This window comes from Corynebacterium aurimucosum, from assembly GCF_030408555.1.
GTDB classification, from domain to species: domain Bacteria; phylum Actinomycetota; class Actinomycetes; order Mycobacteriales; family Mycobacteriaceae; genus Corynebacterium; species Corynebacterium aurimucosum.
This window is the reverse complement of the sequence record NZ_CP047048.1, coordinates 123,353-138,055: the sequence shown is the minus strand read 5'-3', so window position 1 is coordinate 138,055 and position 14,703 is coordinate 123,353. Positions and strand designations below refer to the sequence as shown.

13 protein-coding genes and 1 tRNA gene are annotated in these 14,703 nt (G+C 61.6%); 5 read left to right on the top strand and 9 right to left on the bottom strand.

The window, feature by feature from the left end; translation table 11 throughout:
- Positions 1–80: 80 nt before the first annotated feature.
- The 6 genes from CAURIM_RS00720 to CAURIM_RS00695 form a co-directional block, all read right to left on the bottom strand.
- Positions 81–380 (bottom strand): DUF202 domain-containing protein, encoded by a 300-nt coding sequence (locus CAURIM_RS00720; RefSeq protein ID WP_201828815.1) that lies wholly within the window; start codon positions 378–380, stop codon positions 81–83.
- Positions 377–739 (bottom strand): YidH family protein, encoded by a 363-nt coding sequence (locus CAURIM_RS00715; RefSeq protein WP_070562059.1) that lies wholly within the window; start codon positions 737–739, stop codon positions 377–379. Before CAURIM_RS00715 ends, CAURIM_RS00720 begins: the two co-directional genes overlap by 4 nt.
- A gap of 60 nt (positions 740–799) precedes the next feature.
- On the bottom strand, positions 800–1,483 hold the full coding sequence (locus CAURIM_RS00710; RefSeq protein ID WP_201829469.1) for a potassium channel family protein: 684 nt from the start codon (positions 1,481–1,483) through the stop codon (positions 800–802).
- 1 nt (position 1,484) lies between these two features.
- Positions 1,485–2,849 (bottom strand): TrkH family potassium uptake protein, encoded by a 1,365-nt coding sequence (locus CAURIM_RS00705; RefSeq protein WP_201828816.1) that lies wholly within the window; start codon positions 2,847–2,849, stop codon positions 1,485–1,487.
- A 92-nt stretch (positions 2,850–2,941) separates the two neighbouring features.
- Entirely contained in the window at positions 2,942–4,990 is a 2,049-nt protein-coding gene (locus CAURIM_RS00700; RefSeq protein WP_201828817.1) for a YhgE/Pip domain-containing protein, read from the bottom strand.
- Positions 4,990–7,530, bottom strand: a complete 2,541-nt coding sequence (locus CAURIM_RS00695) for a YhgE/Pip domain-containing protein (RefSeq protein ID WP_201828818.1) — start codon at positions 7,528–7,530, stop codon at positions 4,990–4,992. Before CAURIM_RS00695 ends, CAURIM_RS00700 begins: the two co-directional genes overlap by 1 nt.
- A gap of 196 nt (positions 7,531–7,726) precedes the next feature.
- On the opposite strand from CAURIM_RS00695, the gene CAURIM_RS00690 reads away from it, so the two are divergent.
- Positions 7,727–8,119, top strand: coding sequence for an NUDIX hydrolase (locus CAURIM_RS00690; RefSeq protein ID WP_201828819.1), 393 nt, complete (start codon positions 7,727–7,729; stop codon positions 8,117–8,119).
- Positions 8,120–8,469: 350 nt separating this feature from the next.
- Here CAURIM_RS00690 and CAURIM_RS00685 read toward each other — a convergent pair.
- Together CAURIM_RS00685 and CAURIM_RS00680 are read right to left on the bottom strand one after the other, a co-directional pair.
- Positions 8,470–8,558 (bottom strand) — tRNA-Ser (locus tag CAURIM_RS00685).
- A 78-nt stretch (positions 8,559–8,636) separates the two neighbouring features.
- On the bottom strand, positions 8,637–9,758 hold the full coding sequence (locus CAURIM_RS00680) for a PucR family transcriptional regulator (RefSeq protein ID WP_201828820.1): 1,122 nt from the start codon (positions 9,756–9,758) through the stop codon (positions 8,637–8,639).
- Between the two features lie 113 nt (positions 9,759–9,871).
- Here CAURIM_RS00680 and CAURIM_RS00675 point away from each other — a divergent pair, with 113 nt between their 5' ends.
- From CAURIM_RS00675 to CAURIM_RS00660, 4 genes are read left to right on the top strand one after another with little or no spacing between them, the layout of a single operon-like run.
- Positions 9,872–11,269 (top strand): amino acid permease, encoded by a 1,398-nt coding sequence (locus CAURIM_RS00675; RefSeq protein WP_236659348.1) that lies wholly within the window; start codon positions 9,872–9,874, stop codon positions 11,267–11,269.
- 14 nt (positions 11,270–11,283) lie between these two features.
- On the top strand, positions 11,284–12,957 hold the full coding sequence (locus CAURIM_RS00670; protein WP_201828822.1) for an alpha-keto acid decarboxylase family protein: 1,674 nt from the start codon (positions 11,284–11,286) through the stop codon (positions 12,955–12,957).
- Between the two features lie 10 nt (positions 12,958–12,967).
- Positions 12,968–14,026: a histidinol-phosphate transaminase gene (gene hisC / locus CAURIM_RS00665; RefSeq protein ID WP_201828823.1), complete on the top strand. Its 1,059-nt coding sequence runs from the start codon at positions 12,968–12,970 to the stop codon at positions 14,024–14,026.
- Between the two features lie 21 nt (positions 14,027–14,047).
- Positions 14,048–14,419 (top strand): phage holin family protein, encoded by a 372-nt coding sequence (locus CAURIM_RS00660; protein WP_039673133.1) that lies wholly within the window; start codon positions 14,048–14,050, stop codon positions 14,417–14,419.
- Here the strand turns inward: CAURIM_RS00660 and CAURIM_RS00655 are convergent.
- Positions 14,416–14,670, bottom strand: a complete 255-nt coding sequence (locus CAURIM_RS00655) for a MoaD/ThiS family protein (protein WP_010188351.1) — start codon at positions 14,668–14,670, stop codon at positions 14,416–14,418. The two genes, CAURIM_RS00660 and CAURIM_RS00655, sit on opposite strands and share 4 nt — an antisense overlap.
- Between the last annotated feature and the right edge of the window lie 33 nt (positions 14,671–14,703).

Below are 14,703 nucleotides of genomic sequence, written 5' to 3'. Positions count from 1 at the left end.
TGCAAAACTTTTTGCAGATTAGCTGCAAAGAATTCTCACCAATGTGTGGGCAACCCCTTTAAGATTCGCGTTGAGCACCGCTACCAGATAGCGGCGAAGGCCACCGCGCCAAGAAGCATCGTCCCCAGCGTAACGGCAACCAGCGCTGGGGCCCCGGGCAGGATAGGTGATGAAGTCCGGGCAAGGATCTCGTCAGCATGGCGGAGCTTAACGGTGGCCAACCACAACACAACGGCCACCACTACCCCGACAATCAGGGCGGCCCATGGCGCAATGGAACGCACGACAAGCAAACCCGCAACAAGGCCCGCGAGCCCCGTGCGCTGCCAGGCCAGGCGGGTGCGCTCGGGTTGGAGGCCGGGATCAAAAAGCTCGCTCACGCTAGCAGCTCGCCCACCAGAATCATCAGGCCAATAAGGATCACCACGCCGACAATCAGCGCCAACGCCGGGCTAGCCGGGAGCGGACGCCCATGGCGCATCGCGCGCTCAGAGGCACCCCAGTGAAACCACGCCACCGCCGGCAGGACGATGGCCACGATCAGCATGATGACGGAGACGACGCGAGTCAGCGTGGTGTTCAGCGGCAACTCGAAGGTCTCCAGAGCCACGCCACCCGCGATAAAGGCCAACGACGTGCGGATCCACGCAAGGAACGTGCGCTCATTGGCCATGCTGAAGCGCGGGTCGGGTTCCTCCCCTGTTCCATACACCGAGCCCGGGAAACGTGCCTTCGTCATAGGCGCTACTGTAGCGCCCCGCTCCTCACTGCACAGTGCGAGGCGCCCAGAGCGCGCCGACTAGGACTGCGAGAAGGCCTCCAGATCCGCAGGGCTACCGGCAACGACGATGAGGTCGCGGTGGGTGAGCTCGGTGCCGTCGACAAGCGGACGCCATTGGCCCGGGCCCTCACAGCGAGAAATGAGCTGAACGTTGTGTGCTTCCCACACCTGGTGCAGGTTGAGCGGGCGCTTGCTAATCGACGCCGGCGGGGTCATCGCCGTCACACCATAGTCGGTGGCGATCTCCGCAAAGTCCTCGAAGCGTCCGCCCAACAGGTGCGCCACGCGGCGGCCCGTATCGCGCTCCGGTCGGATCACGTGATGCACCCCAAGCTGGGAAAGAATTCGGGCGTGCGCATCCGAATCTGCTTTGGCCCAGATATCGCCCACGCCCAGCTCCACCAAGTTCGAGGCGGTGAGGATGGAATCCTCCAAGTCGGAGCCGATGGCCACGACCACGCGTTCCACTTCATCAACGCCCAGCTGGCGGAGGGCCTCGGCGTCGGTCGTATCCGCGGTCACCGCCTCGGTGAGATACGCGGCGTGCTCACGCACGTGTTTCTCCTCGGCATCGATTCCGAGGACCTCCACGCCATGCTCCATCAGCTCGCGGGCCAGGGAAGAACCGAACCGCCCCATACCAATGACGACGACCGGCGGGATATTGATGGAAGACTTTTCACGTCGCAGGGCGCTGAACATGTTAGCCAATGAACGGCCTTTCTTCGGGGTAGCGGTAGCGCAGGCTAATAGTCCGGGCGGCCAGTGCCGCCACGAAGGTGGTAGGGCCTACGCGGCCAACGTACATGATGAGACACAGCATAAGCTGCGAGGGTGCGGACAAACTTGCGGTGATCCCCGTGGACAACCCCACCGTGGCGAAGGCGGACATGACCTCAAAAGTGACCTGGTCCGCGGTGAACTCGGGATCCCAGACGCGCAGCGTCGCCACGCCTACGGCAACGACGATCATTCCGGCGGCCGTTAGCGCGAGGGCCTGGCGGAAGGTGGACAGCGGCAAGCGGCGGTGCCCGATAGACGTGTCCTCGCGGCCCAAGAATTCCGAGATCATCGCCGCGCCCAGCACGCAGGCTGTGGTGACCTTGATGCCACCCGCCGTACCGGCGGAGCCGCCGCCGATGAACATCAAGATGTCCGTAACCATCAGCGTCAACGGGTGCGCTTCCCCATAGTCGATGGCGTTAAAACCTGCCGTTCGGGGCGAAGCGCTCATGAAGAAGGCGTTGATGAGCTTCTGGCCCAACGGCATCCCGTTCAGCACACTGGAACCCTCAGAGAGGAAGAAAACAACGGTGCCACTAAGCAACAAAAACGCTGTGGCGCCCAGCGTCATCCGGGCGGTCATGGACATGCGGTGAATGCGCGGCGTTCCACCGCGCCACCGCGTTAGCCGTGCGCGGGCCCGTCGCACGAACTCCGCCAGCATGGGATAACCCAAGCCACCGATGATCAGGGCGAAGGCGAGAGGAATCAGAATCCAGCCATCAGCAGCGAAGGAGATAACGCTGTCTGAATAGGTACTAAACCCTGCGTTATTGAAGGCCGAAATGGCGTGAAACACTCCTTCCCACGCTGCACGCCCAGGTGCTACACCGTGCTCAGTGGCTAGGCGCACACCGATGAACACAGCGACGATGGCCTCGCAAATCAGGGTCATAACCACGGTAAGCAAGAGCGCGCGGCGAATGCCGCCGGAGGCCACGGCGCGGCCCTCCGCAGCCATGGTCCGGCGGGCTTTGAAGCTGATACGGCCGGTCAACAGCATGCCCGACAGCGACGCCAAACTCATGATGCCCAGCCCTCCCAGCTGGATGAGCGCGATGATGACCGCTTGGCCGAAGGACGTCCAATAGGTCCCGGTGTCCTCCACGACGAGACCCGTCAAAGAGACCGCCGAGGTTGCCGTAAAGAGTGCCGGCAAGAACGGAGTCCACTGCGGAACGTTGGCGGAAATCGGCAGCATAAGAAGCACCGTTCCCACAAGAATAAGCAGGATAAAGCCTGCGGCGGTGAGCCGAGCTGGGCCCAGGAAATGACCGCGTTTCACAGCGGTTCAGCCTACCGCTGGGTGCCGTTTCACGGGACCCCACAAACTTGTGAATATCTCCACAGTTTTATGTAAATAGCATCGGCGGAGCGCTACATCAGCTTGGTCTTGTCCAAGGTCTCCACCCAGCCGTTGGTGAACTTCTCCAACGGCTTGTGGAAGACTACGCCCAGAATGAGCATCGGTACGGCAAAGAGCAGCAAGCACAGCAACGCCAGCCAGTAATCACCGTGGTAGGTTCCGGCGATGGCCGCGCGGAAGGCGCGAATGGTGTAGGTCGCCGGCAGCCACGGGCTAATGTTTTGGAACCACTCCGGGAGCACCTGCAATGGGTAGGCACCGCCGGACGAGGACACCTGAATCACCAACATGAGCACCGCCAAGGCTTTGCCTGCGTTGGCGAAGGAGACCACGAAGGTATAACAAATCAGCATGAAGATGAGCGAGCTAACCCAGCCCGCCAACAGCATAAGGATCGGGTGCGCGGGCTCGATGCCCACGAAGAAAATGAGGCCCAAGATGAGCATCGTCGACTGCATGAGACCAACCGCGACGAACATTCCAAAGCGGCCGAAGAAGCGCTGCATCGGCGAGTACGTGTCCTTGTCCACCACGTCGGTGCGCACGCTCACCGCAGTCAGCAGCGCGCCGACCCACAGCGCCAGCGCCGTGTACATGGGTGTCATGCCAGCGCCGAAACTCTTGACCGGGTAGACCGCTTGCCTGTCGACGTCCACCGGAGCCGCAATTGCGTGCGCCAGAGCGTCCGGATCGGAACCGATGAGGTCCGCCAACTTCTTCAAGTCACCGGATGCCGCAGCGGAGTCGATATCCTTCCGCAGGTCGCCGAACTTGTTGGCCTTATCCTGCAGGCCAGAGGCGAGCTTCTGTACCGCATCCCGAGCATCCGTCAGGGAAGAGGAATCAATGGTGACGGGAGTCTTCGCGGTATCCAGATCCGCGCTTACCTGGCCCAGGGAATCCTGCAGCGCGCGCAGGGATTCACGCAGACCAGAGGTGGAGATTCCCTCCACCGCCTTCTTCGCATTGTCGATGCTGGAAAGATCCGGCTTCGTGGGTTCGGGAGCGTTCGCGGCTGCCGTGAGGCGCGCGTGGAGAGTGCGCTGCGCGTCGATGGCCTCTTCGATACGGCTAAGCGCCTTCTCCTTATCCCCGGCAGGAAGCGGCAGGGCCTCAATGTGGCCGTGCAGGTTCTGGTACTGGGCAATGGTGCCTTCTACCTGGCCGGCCAAGGTGTTGAGCGCAGCGACGCGGTCGGCGCGGGAGGCGGAGGCGTCGTCGTAAAGCGCATCAATGCGTTGGCGCACCACGTCATAACTAGCGCTGGTGGCATCGAGCGATTGCTGCAGCGCGTCCGTGGAAACGTTGAGCGAGGAGGACTGGACCTCCGGCAGCTCAAGGTCCGCTGAGTCCGCAATGCGTTGGGCGCTTTCCATGAGCGGAACTGCGGTATCCACGAGTCCAGCCAGGGAGCGCGCGGTACGGGCGGCCATATCGAGCTGGGTCTGCACGCCATCCGCGCGCGCCTGCATCCGATCCAATACAGCCTTGGTATCGCCCTTATTTAAGAAGTCGGAGAGTGAAGTGACCAGATCGAAGGAGACGTCACCGACCGTCGTGGTGAAGGCTTCAGCCACCTGAGCCGACACGCCCTCTGCGCCCTGACCGGTAATCTTCGGCGCCAGCGCATTCTTCTTCTCATTCATATAGAAGGACAAATCCGCGGGCTGGGAACCATCCGTGTAGAAGTTCATCATGTCGGTACTGAAATCTTCCGGGAGCACGATGGCGGCGTAATACTCACCGGACTTGGTACCTTCAATCGCCTCATCGGAGGTGGTCACAACCCAATCCAGCTGCTCGTTCGCGCGCAGCTCATTGAGCACTTGGTCGCCGACGTTGATGGGCACCGGCAACAGATCGCTCTCATAGCCGGTGTCCTTACTGGCCACCGCCACCTTGAGCTGGCTAGTGTTATCGAAGGGATTCCAGCTGGCCAGCACGTTGAACCAGGTAAACAGCATCGGGATGACGACGAGACCCACAAGCATCACCGCACTCATCACGTTGCGGCATGCCGTGCGGATGTCGTTGAGGAAAAGATCGAGTGTTCCACGCATTAGTTATCCCCCTCCGTGGACTCCGCGCCGGCGCGAGCCGGATGCTTGATGTCATCTTCATCCAACGTCACGAGCTCCGCGGACTGCTTCAGGCTGATGCGCAGGTATTCCAGGGTGACCGCGGCGACAATAATGAGGAAGCACCACGCCGTCCAAATACCCAGTAGCAGCGGCTTCTGGTCGGGCAAGAGGCCCGAGACGACGATGAGGATGACCACGCCGATAACGCCCGCGATGGCCACCATCTTGAGCCAGTAGCCCCAGTTATGAGCGCGGCGGTCCAAATCCTTCTTCAGGCCGCTGCGGCTATCCAGCGCCTGGATGACGTCCGCGATGCGGTAGCCGGAGCCGACAACCTGCACGTTTTCATAGTCGAAGAGCTCAGTGTCCCGCAGCTCGCGGTTGAAGATGACGTTGAAGTGCGCCAACGCCTTACGCAGCAGCAGGCCGAAGACAAAGAAGAGAATGAACATGAAGGCAAGCACGCTCATGTTCTTGAAGTAGTGGTTGCCGTAGAACCCACCGATGGTTTCGCGCATGGCATCGATGCCGTACGTGAATGGAAGCAGCGGGTAGATGCTGTGGAAGAAGCTGGGCAGCAGCTCAATCGGGTACAGACCCGACGCACCTGGAATCTGGATGATGGCAAAAACCACGCAGAGGCCGCGGCCGAGGTGACCCAGAGACGTCGACAACCCATAGATAATGCTCAAGTAGGCCAATCCCACGAGCACGCCTGTCAGGACGAAGGCCGGTGCATTCACGGTCTGCACGCCGATGAGCAGATCACCCACTGTCACCGTGACGGCCTGGATGATGACCATCAGGGCCATGAGGAGGAAGCGGCCCAAGTAGGCCTGGCCCACCGTGACGCGGTGGAATCCTTCCTTATCTACCTCGACGCGGAAGATCACCATGAGGACGAAGGCACCGATCCACAGCGAGAGGTTGGTGAACAGCGCCGCCATGGCGGAGCCATAGGTATCCACCGGGTACACGGTTTCGGTCTTCAGCTCGATGGGCTCGGCAAAGAACTTGCCGATTTCTTCCGCGTCCAGCCCAGTGACATCTTGAACAACTTTGGAGTTCATCGCAGCCCGCAGCGAACCCACATCGCCCTGCATAGCTCGCAGGCTGTCCTGAAGGGCTAGGAGGTTGGTATCGAAATCGGACAAGGTGTCCTTTGTGGCGCGCAGCTGCTGGGCCACGCCGTCCAGGAGACCATTGGCCTCCTGCATGGTTCCCTTCTGCGCTTCCAGGGTGGAGCTCAAAGCACTCGCCATGGAGCTCAGATTGCTCATGGCACGGTTGATTTCCGGCACAGCGGTGGTCACGGTATCGCGCAGCGTCTGCGACGTGGCCTTGGTATCTGCCGCCGCCTGGTTGATGGCCTCCGCGCTAGCCTGCACGTTGTCCGCTGCGGCCTGGGTATCCTTGCTCAGCGCATTGAGGTTCCCCACCAATTGGCGGTTGGATTCATTGCCCTCATCGAGGCGCTGGATGGCGTCATCAATTTCCTTGGCCACCTGCGGTGAGAGCGTTGCGGAATCGCGCAACGCCTTGAGCTGCGCAATCGACTCCGCGCTCGCATCAATAGCGGTGTTGGCCCGCTGCGTGGCGTAATCGAAGCGGTCACCGGCCTGGTTCAGGCCCGCAGTGACATCCGCAATGGATTCCTGCGCCTGGGCGGTGCCGTCTGCCACCGCACTTGCGCCACTGACGAAGGCACCTGTGGTCTGGTCGGTGAAGTCACCGATGCCTCCTTGAGCCTGCTCGACTAGGGAGGAGACCTCGGCGAGGGCTGTTTGGGCGTCGCCTAGCGCGGCACTCACATCAGCCACCGTGGACTTGGCGCCCAACGTGGAATCAGCAGCGGCATCAAGCTTTCCCTGGATGCGCGCGAGGTTCTCACGGTTGCCGTCGATCTCCTGCGCGGTCTCCCCGAACGCGGAGCTGGTGTTGTTCATCGCGCGCGTGACTTTTCGCTCGAAGTCGGTACCGGTGTCCTTGACGTTCTCCGCCGCGACGGTGGCCACCTGCTCCTTGAAGGCCGCCGTGATCTGCTTGTCCAGACCATTGGCACCGGTATCCGTAATCTTCACGGCGATGGCGTTGTTCTTCTCGTTGACGCGGTAGACCAGCTGCGGCTGCGTGAACTTCCCGTCGAGCATGCTCACAAGGTTCTCACTGAAGTCCTCCGGAATCGTCACCGAGGCATACACGTCTCCCTCTAAAAGGGCTTTCTCGGCTTCGTCGCGCTCAAGGAATTGCCAGCCTATCTGGTCATTCTTTTTCAGTTTCTCAATGACCTCGCTGCCGACATCAATGTCCCCAGTGAGCTCATTGTTAGCACCCTTGTCCTCGTTGACCACGGCCACCTTGATGTTGTTGGTATGGCCATAAGGGTCACGAAAAGCCGCGATGTTCACCCATGAATACAACGCGGGGGTGATGATGAGTCCGATGAGGATGATCCACGCCCTGGGGACGCGGCCAAGCCTGGCTACATCTCTGATAAAAATCTTCCAACTTTGGCGCACTGAAGGCAGTGTACCCGTTGAAGCTTCGAGTCTCTAACCTGCCGAAACCCATAACGTAATTTCCATGATTAACAATTAAAGGTTGATATGGTTTGCCGAAACAAAACCCTCTCCCACATACCCCCCACTTGTATTGACAAACAAAATTCTCGGCACCCGAAAACCTCAATCCACCCCAGCGCTACAATCGGCGGCCATGATTGAAGTTGCAGCCGTCGTTATTCGCAACCCGCAAGGCCACGTGCTTACCGTGCGCAAGAAGTCCTCCACCAAGTACCAGCTGCCCGGCGGCAAGCCTGAGGCGGGCGAAGCGCTTGTCGACGCCGCCCGGCGCGAAGTCGCCGAAGAAGTAGGCCTCACCCTCGACGCCGAGAGCCTCAACGAACTCGGCACCTTCGACGCTCCCGCCGCCAACGAACCAGGCGAGGTCGTCGTCGGCACCATCTTCACCTGCACCCGCACCGTCACCGCCGACGAACCCCATGCGGCCGCCGAAATCGGCGACACCGCCTGGGTCGACCCAGCAGCGCCCGACCGCGAGCTTGCGCACCTGTTGCGTAACCGCGTCTTCCCCGCGCTGGCTGGGTAGGTCCGTTTTCGTAAATAAGGCCTCAAAATCTCGAAAATCAGGGCCTTAGATGCGAAAATGTACCCCAACCGGGGACAATTGGAGAGACTTGGCTCCAGATGACATCATGTGTCACGTTTTCTACAGCGACCAGCGACCGCCAGTGCCCCCTCGGCTAACATAGACTGCATGAATGCTAAGGCTGAACTCCCCTCTTTCGATTGCGGAGGGCCGGCTCTTATCGATCTCAACGACAAAGAAGCCGTGTGGGAAGCACTCGATGCCCACTAGAAGTCAGAAATGCCTATCTAAAACAACAAAACGCAGAACCCGAGTCACCAGTGAAACGATGACTCGGGTTCTGTAGTTTGCGGAGACGAGAGGATTTGAACCTCCGGACCTACGCAAGTAAGTCAACTCCTTAGCAGGGAGCCCCATTCGGCCGCTCTGGCACGTCTCCAGCGATTCGCAATGAATCGTCCATCACTCTACCTGAGCGCTTCCCCTAGGGACAAAATCGGGCTTCCCTATTCTTTCCCTAAAGGGCCGCATGCAGCTTGAGGGCCACGTAGAGAGCCGCGCAGCGCCAGCCATCATCCAGCACGCCGGGCCCGAGAATCTCACGCACGCGGTCGAGGCGATAGTGCAGCGTGGCGCGGTGAATGTAGAGTGCGGCGGCGGTCGCGGAGACGTTGCGGGAATGCTCAAAGTAGGTCAGCAGGGTGTGCCAGTAGGAATTGCGGGGGTCGTCGAGAAGCACGGCGGCATCCGGGCTCATCTCCACCACCGTTGCTTGGGTCAGCTCCCACCCGCGCAGCAGCCGCCACGCACCGGCCTCCTCCCAGCGCAGCGAATCCTGGCCGCAGAGTTTGGCCACGTCCGCCATGAGCCGCGCCTGCGGGGCCGTCGGCGCCGAGCCACGCGCCACCACCTCAGCGCCGGCGACAAGCGCGGCGCTTTGCAGCTCCTCCATGAGAGCCTCGGTGTCCTTGTCATCGCGGCGGCACTCAATGAGCACGAGGGAATCATGAGAGTCCGCGACCAAAAAGGGCCGGCGCACCAACGGGCGGGCAAGTTCCACGGCCACCGCACGCTGATCGCCTTCCACCAGCACGCGATGCACGGTCAGCTCGCCATTGGAGGGCAGGAGATCGCGCTCCCGGGCACCCGCCAGCGCGGCCGGATCACCGGTGAGCACCTCGCGGGCCAGCTCCCCGAGCTGTTGGGCGCGGGCGGCGAGGGGAGCATCGCGTTCGTCGATAAGCCTGGCCAGCGGAGCTGTTAGCGAACCGAGGCGGACCAAGGGGGCGTCGCCCAGCGCGGGCTCATCGATGATCCACAGGTAGCCCACTAGCCTGTCCTCGTGACGCAAGGGAATGACTACACGGGGCAGCATGTCATAGCGCGGGTTGGCGGGCAGGCGTACCGGCAGCACAGCCTCCTGGATGCCGAAACTCAGCATCCACGGGATGGGCTCCGGGGGCGGGGTGCGATTAAGAATAGAGGCCGCCCGGTTCTTATCGATGGCACCGATTTGCGCACTAGCCGCAATCACCGCGATGGCGGGGGTGGTCACCTCAACGGAGCGCTGCAGGATCTGGGCGCATTCGTCGACGATATCCTGGATGCTCGTCAGCTGCGGGGGCGGTACTTTTGACATATGTCAAAGATACTTCCGAATACTGTCTAGTGACAAACAAAACTGTGGTGCGCCATAATCTCCTACAGTTCAATGACTCACGTCACAGATATACGTTCATGAAGGGCGTCTACATGACCACAACCAACAATTCCGTCAAAGCACAGGACGTTGTCGCCAGCGACAACACCAGTGCAGACGACGGCCTGCAGCGCGGCATGAAGTCGCGCCACCTGCAGATGATCGCTTTTGGCTCGTGCATCGGCACGGGCCTCTTCTTGGGCTCCGGCGCCTCCATCCAGGAGGCCGGTCCCGGCGTTATCGCGGCCTACGCCATCGGTGGCTTCATCATCTTTCTCATCATGCGCATGCTTGGTGAGATGGCCGTGGAGCACCCCGTCGCTGGCTCCTTTAGCGCTTATGCCCGCGAGTACATCGGCCCCATCGCCGGCTTTGTCACCGGCTGGAACTGGTGGTTTACCACCATCGTCGTCGGCATGCTGGAGCTCACCGCCGCCGGAACCATCATGGACTTCTGGTTCCCCGGAATCCCGCACTGGCTTACCGCTCTCGTCGCACTCGTCATCGTCACCGCCATCAACCTGGTGCACGTCGGAGCCTTCGCCGAGGCGGAGTTTTGGCTCTCCCTCATCAAGGTCGCCGCGCTCATCCTCATGATCATCGTCGGCGCGGCCATCGTCTTTGGTCTCACCCCTGAGCCTGCCCTGGGCTTAAGCAATATCACCGGGCACGGTGGCTTCTTCCCTAACGGCGCTACCGGCATGCTCTTCTCCCTCGTCGCGGTGATTTTCTCCTTCGGCGGCATCATCTCCATCGGCACCGCCGCGGGCGAGGCACAGGATCCCGCTAAAAGCCTGCCCAAGGCCATCAACAACGTCATCTGGCGTATCCTCATCTTCTACGTCGGTGGCATCAGCATCATCGTGCTGCTCGCCCCATGGAACGAGCTGGATACCTCTACCTCGCCATTCGTGCGCGCGCTGAGCACCCTGGGCATTACGGCCGCCGCCACGGGCCTCAACCTCATCGTGCTGGTCGCGGCCGTCTCCGTGTTCAACACCATGACATTCTCCGGCGCGCGCATGTTGCGGGATCTCTCCCGCGGCGGCCAGGCCCCGCCCTTCTTCGATTCCGTCAGCGCTAAGGGCGTGCCGGTTCGTGCCTTGCTCTTCAACTCCCTGCTCATGGGCTCGGCGGTGCTGCTTAATTTCCTCTTCGAGGGCAAAATCCTGATTGTTCTCCTCGCCATCATCGTGGGCGCGGAGCTCATCTCCTGGTCCGCCATTGCCGTAGCGCACCTGAACTTCCGTAAACGCTGCCCGAACGCCGCCTTCCGCGCGCCCCTCTACCCCATCGCTAACTACCTGTGCTTGGGCTTTTTCGCCCTCATCATCGCTTTGATGTTCATGTTGCCCGACTACCGCACCGGCGCCATTGTCCTACCCTGTTGGATTGTGACCTTGGCCCTCATCTGGCTGGGCAAGAAGCGCCACGACGCCCGAAACAAATAGAAAGGACCCTCATCATGCAGACCACCATTGGTGATTTCATCCTGGACCGCCTCAAGGCCATCGGCATTACTGAAATCATCGGCGTGCCCGGTGACTTCAACCTGAGCTTCCTCGAGCAGATTGAGGCCTCCGAGGGAATCCGCTTCGTCGGCGCCTGCAACGAGCTCAACGCTGCCTATGCCGCTGATGGCTATGCCCGCCAGAAAGGTGTGGGCTGCCTGCTCACCACCTACGGCGTGGGCGAGCTTTCCGCCCTCAACGGCATCGCGGGTGCACGTGCCGAGCACGTCCCGCTGGTGTCGCTGGCGGGCGCGCCGCCGCAGTATGCGACCGAATTCCGCTGGAACCTGCACCACTCGCTTGCCGACGGCGACTTTGCCAACATGCTGGATTCCTTTGCACCCTTCACCGAGGTGGCCACGCGTGTGTCCCCCATGAACGTAGTCGAGGAATTCGACCGCGCCCTGCACACCTGCCTGCGCGAGAAGCGCCCGGTGCACATCCAGATTCCTTCCGATATCACTCACCTGACCATCGAGGTCCCCGACGAACCTTTCTCCACCGAGCTGGCACCCTCCGATCCAGAGCGCCTGAACGCCGCTGCGGACTACGTGCTGGAGCACCTCGCTAAGGCCAAGGACCCGATCATCCTCATCGACCAGGACACCAACCGCCACGGTTTCACGGAGAAATTCCGCGCCATCATCGACAAGGCCCAGCTGCCCTACTCCCAGCTCTCCTCCGGCAAGGCCATCCTGTCTGAGCGCCACCCGCTGTTCATCGGCACCTATAACGGCGCGGCCTCTGCCCCGGGCGTGCAGGAGCGCATCGAAAAATCCGACTTCCTGGTCACCACCAACCCCCGCTTCATCGAGGTCAACTCCGGTTCCTTCACCCACAACCTGGCCGATGCCCGCGTCTACAACTTCGGCGACCAGCACCTCAACGCCGACGGCGAATACTTCGTGGGCATCAATACGCTGGAGCTTCTCGACGTCCTCCTCGACCGCATCCCGGAAGCCGGGGCATCGACAAGCGCGGCTTTCGAACCCGAGCCCTTCGAGCCGAACCCGGATGCCCCGCTGACCCAGGAACGCATCTGGCCGCAGATGCTCGGCTTCATCCAAGAAGATGACGTGGTCATCGCCGAAGCCGGCACCTCCAATATCGGTTTGGGCCAGCAGCGCATGCCCGAGGGCGTGCAGTACATCAACTCCACCATCTGGGGTTCCATCGGCTTTACCCTGCCGTGCGTGCTCGGCTCGCAGCTGGCCAACCCGGAGCGCCGCCACGTCCTCTTCATCGGTGATGGCTCCTTCCAGCTCACCGCCCAGGAGCTGTCCACCATCCTGCGCCAGGACCTCAAGCCCATCATCGTGCTGGTCAATAACGATGGCTACACCATCGAGCGCTACATCTTGGGCATGGAGCGCGAGTACAACGAGATCCAGATGTGGGATTACACGTCTCTGCCGAAGGTCTTCATGAAGGACACCACGATGGAATCCTACGTGGCCTCAACCGAAGGCGAGCTGGCGAAGGCCCTAGACGACATCGCTGCCCACCCAGAGCGCGGCGCCTTCCTCGAGGTTCGCCTCGACGCTTTCGACGCGCCGAAGGGCCTTCAGGCCTTCGGCCCGCAGACCGCTGATTTCGACTTCGGCCCTCGCGGCCCCCGCAACGCCTAAGGTAGAGAACATGATTCGACCAGACCTTTCCTCCCTGCCCGCCTACGTCCCCGGCAAGAATGCCGAGCACGCCTTGAAGCTCTCCTCCAACGAGGCAACTCAGGAGCCGCTGCCCGGCGCGCTGAAGGCCATGGAGGCTGCTGCCGCGCACGTCAACCGCTACCCGGATATGGGCGCGGTGGAAATCCGCAAGGCACTCGCCGAAAACCTCGGTGTTAGCCCTGAGCAGGTCACCACCGGCGCGGGTTCCTCCGCCATCTGCCAGCAGCTGGTGCAGATCACCTCAGTGCCCGGTGATGAGATTGTCTTCCCGTGGCGCTCCTTCGAGGCTTATCCCATCTTCGCGCAGGTCGTGGGCGCTACCCCGGTCAAGGTTCCGCTCACCGCGGATCACCGCGTGGACTTGGAGGCCATGGCGGCTGCCATCACGGATAAGACCCGCCTGATCTTCGTGTGCAACCCGAATAACCCCACGGGCTCCATCATCACCAAGGAGGAGTTCGACACCTTCCTGGCCAAGGTCCCGAAGGACGTCATCGTGGCGCTCGATGAGGCTTACATCGAGTACAACCGCAACGACGCCGTCCCGCTGGCCACCGACTATGTCCACACCCACGACAACGTCATTGGCCTGCGCACCTTCTCCAAGGCCTATGGCCTGGCCGGCATCCGTTTAGGCTATGCCTTCGGCAACGCCGAGATCATCGAGGCGCTGAGCAAGGTGGCCATCCCGTTCTCCGTGAACTCGGTGGCACAAGCTGGCGCTGTGGCCTCGCTGTCCGCCCAGAAGGAGCTGCGTGAGCGCACCGACGAGACCGTGGAGCAGCGCGACCGCCTGGTGGAGCACTTCGCCGACTTTGGTGTGCCGGAATCCCAGGCCAACCACATCTGGTTCGCCGCCGACTCCATTGCGAAGCTGGGCTCCCCGCAAGACGTTGCTGCACAGCTTGCCGAGAATGACGTTCTCGTCCGCGCCTTCCCTGAGGGCGTGCGCGTCACCGTGACCACAGCTGAGGAAACCGACGTGCTGCTTAAGGCGTGGGACGCTGCCTTCGCTGCAGAGGAGTAGTTTCCGCGTTAGAGTGCAGTTGTGAAGACATTTATCAATTTTGCACTCAACGTCATTGCCGTCGCGGTGGCCTTCTGGGCCGTGGTGGCGATTGTCCCCGGAATCGACATCGTCCCCGCTAGCACCCAGAATTTCCTGCTCATCGCGGCGGTCTTCATCATCGTCAATGAGGTCGTCACCCCGGTGCTCCGCTTCCTCGGCGCCCCGCTGACCTGCCTCACCCTGGGCCTCTTCGCGCTCGTCATTAACGGCGCGGTCCTGCTCCTCGTCAGCGCGCTAATGGATTCACTCGTCATCGACGGCTGGGGTGCTGCCATCATCGGCGCGATTGTTCTCGCGATCGTTTCCGGCGTGGTGAACTTCTTCACCAGCCCGCTGCGAAGCAGAAACTAACCCCCAGCAAAGGGCGGGAGGACGTCGACGCGGGAGGCGTCGGCAAGCACGGCGTCCTCGGTAGCGCTCGCACCATCCACCAGGAAGGTGCAGCGCTCCAGCACCTCCGCGAAGCTCATGCCGGCCTCGGTGCTGCCGGTATGACGAGCACGCAACACATCCAGCAGCTCCCCCAAGGTCGCCGCCTGCGCTGTATCCTGCGCGCGCCCCGCGGCGGCGCGGGCTGCGGCAAAGTAATGTATGTCAACCATGGTTGCCACTATGCCAGCCTCCGTGACAGGAAG

What these genes read in the sequence shown, in the direction of transcription:
- CAURIM_RS00715 (WP_070562059.1), bottom strand. Translation starts at nt 739, where the DNA reads ATGACGAAGGCACGTTTCCCGGGCTCGGTGTATGGAACAGGGGAGGAA.
- CAURIM_RS00710 (WP_201829469.1), bottom strand. Translation starts at nt 1,483, where the DNA reads ATGTTCAGCGCCCTGCGACGTGAAAAGTCTTCCATCAATATCCCGCCG.
- CAURIM_RS00700 (WP_201828817.1), bottom strand. Translation starts at nt 4,990, where the DNA reads ATGCGTGGAACACTCGATCTTTTCCTCAACGACATCCGCACGGCATGC.
- CAURIM_RS00690 (WP_201828819.1), top strand. Translation starts at nt 7,727, where the DNA reads ATGATTGAAGTTGCAGCCGTCGTTATTCGCAACCCGCAAGGCCACGTG.
- CAURIM_RS00680 (WP_201828820.1), bottom strand. Translation starts at nt 9,758, where the DNA reads ATGTCAAAAGTACCGCCCCCGCAGCTGACGAGCATCCAGGATATCGTC.
- CAURIM_RS00675 (WP_236659348.1), top strand. Translation starts at nt 9,872, where the DNA reads ATGACCACAACCAACAATTCCGTCAAAGCACAGGACGTTGTCGCCAGC.
- CAURIM_RS00670 (WP_201828822.1), top strand. Translation starts at nt 11,284, where the DNA reads ATGCAGACCACCATTGGTGATTTCATCCTGGACCGCCTCAAGGCCATC.
- hisC (WP_201828823.1), top strand. Translation starts at nt 12,968, where the DNA reads ATGATTCGACCAGACCTTTCCTCCCTGCCCGCCTACGTCCCCGGCAAG.
- CAURIM_RS00655 (WP_010188351.1), bottom strand. Translation starts at nt 14,670, where the DNA reads ATGGTTGACATACATTACTTTGCCGCAGCCCGCGCCGCCGCGGGGCGC.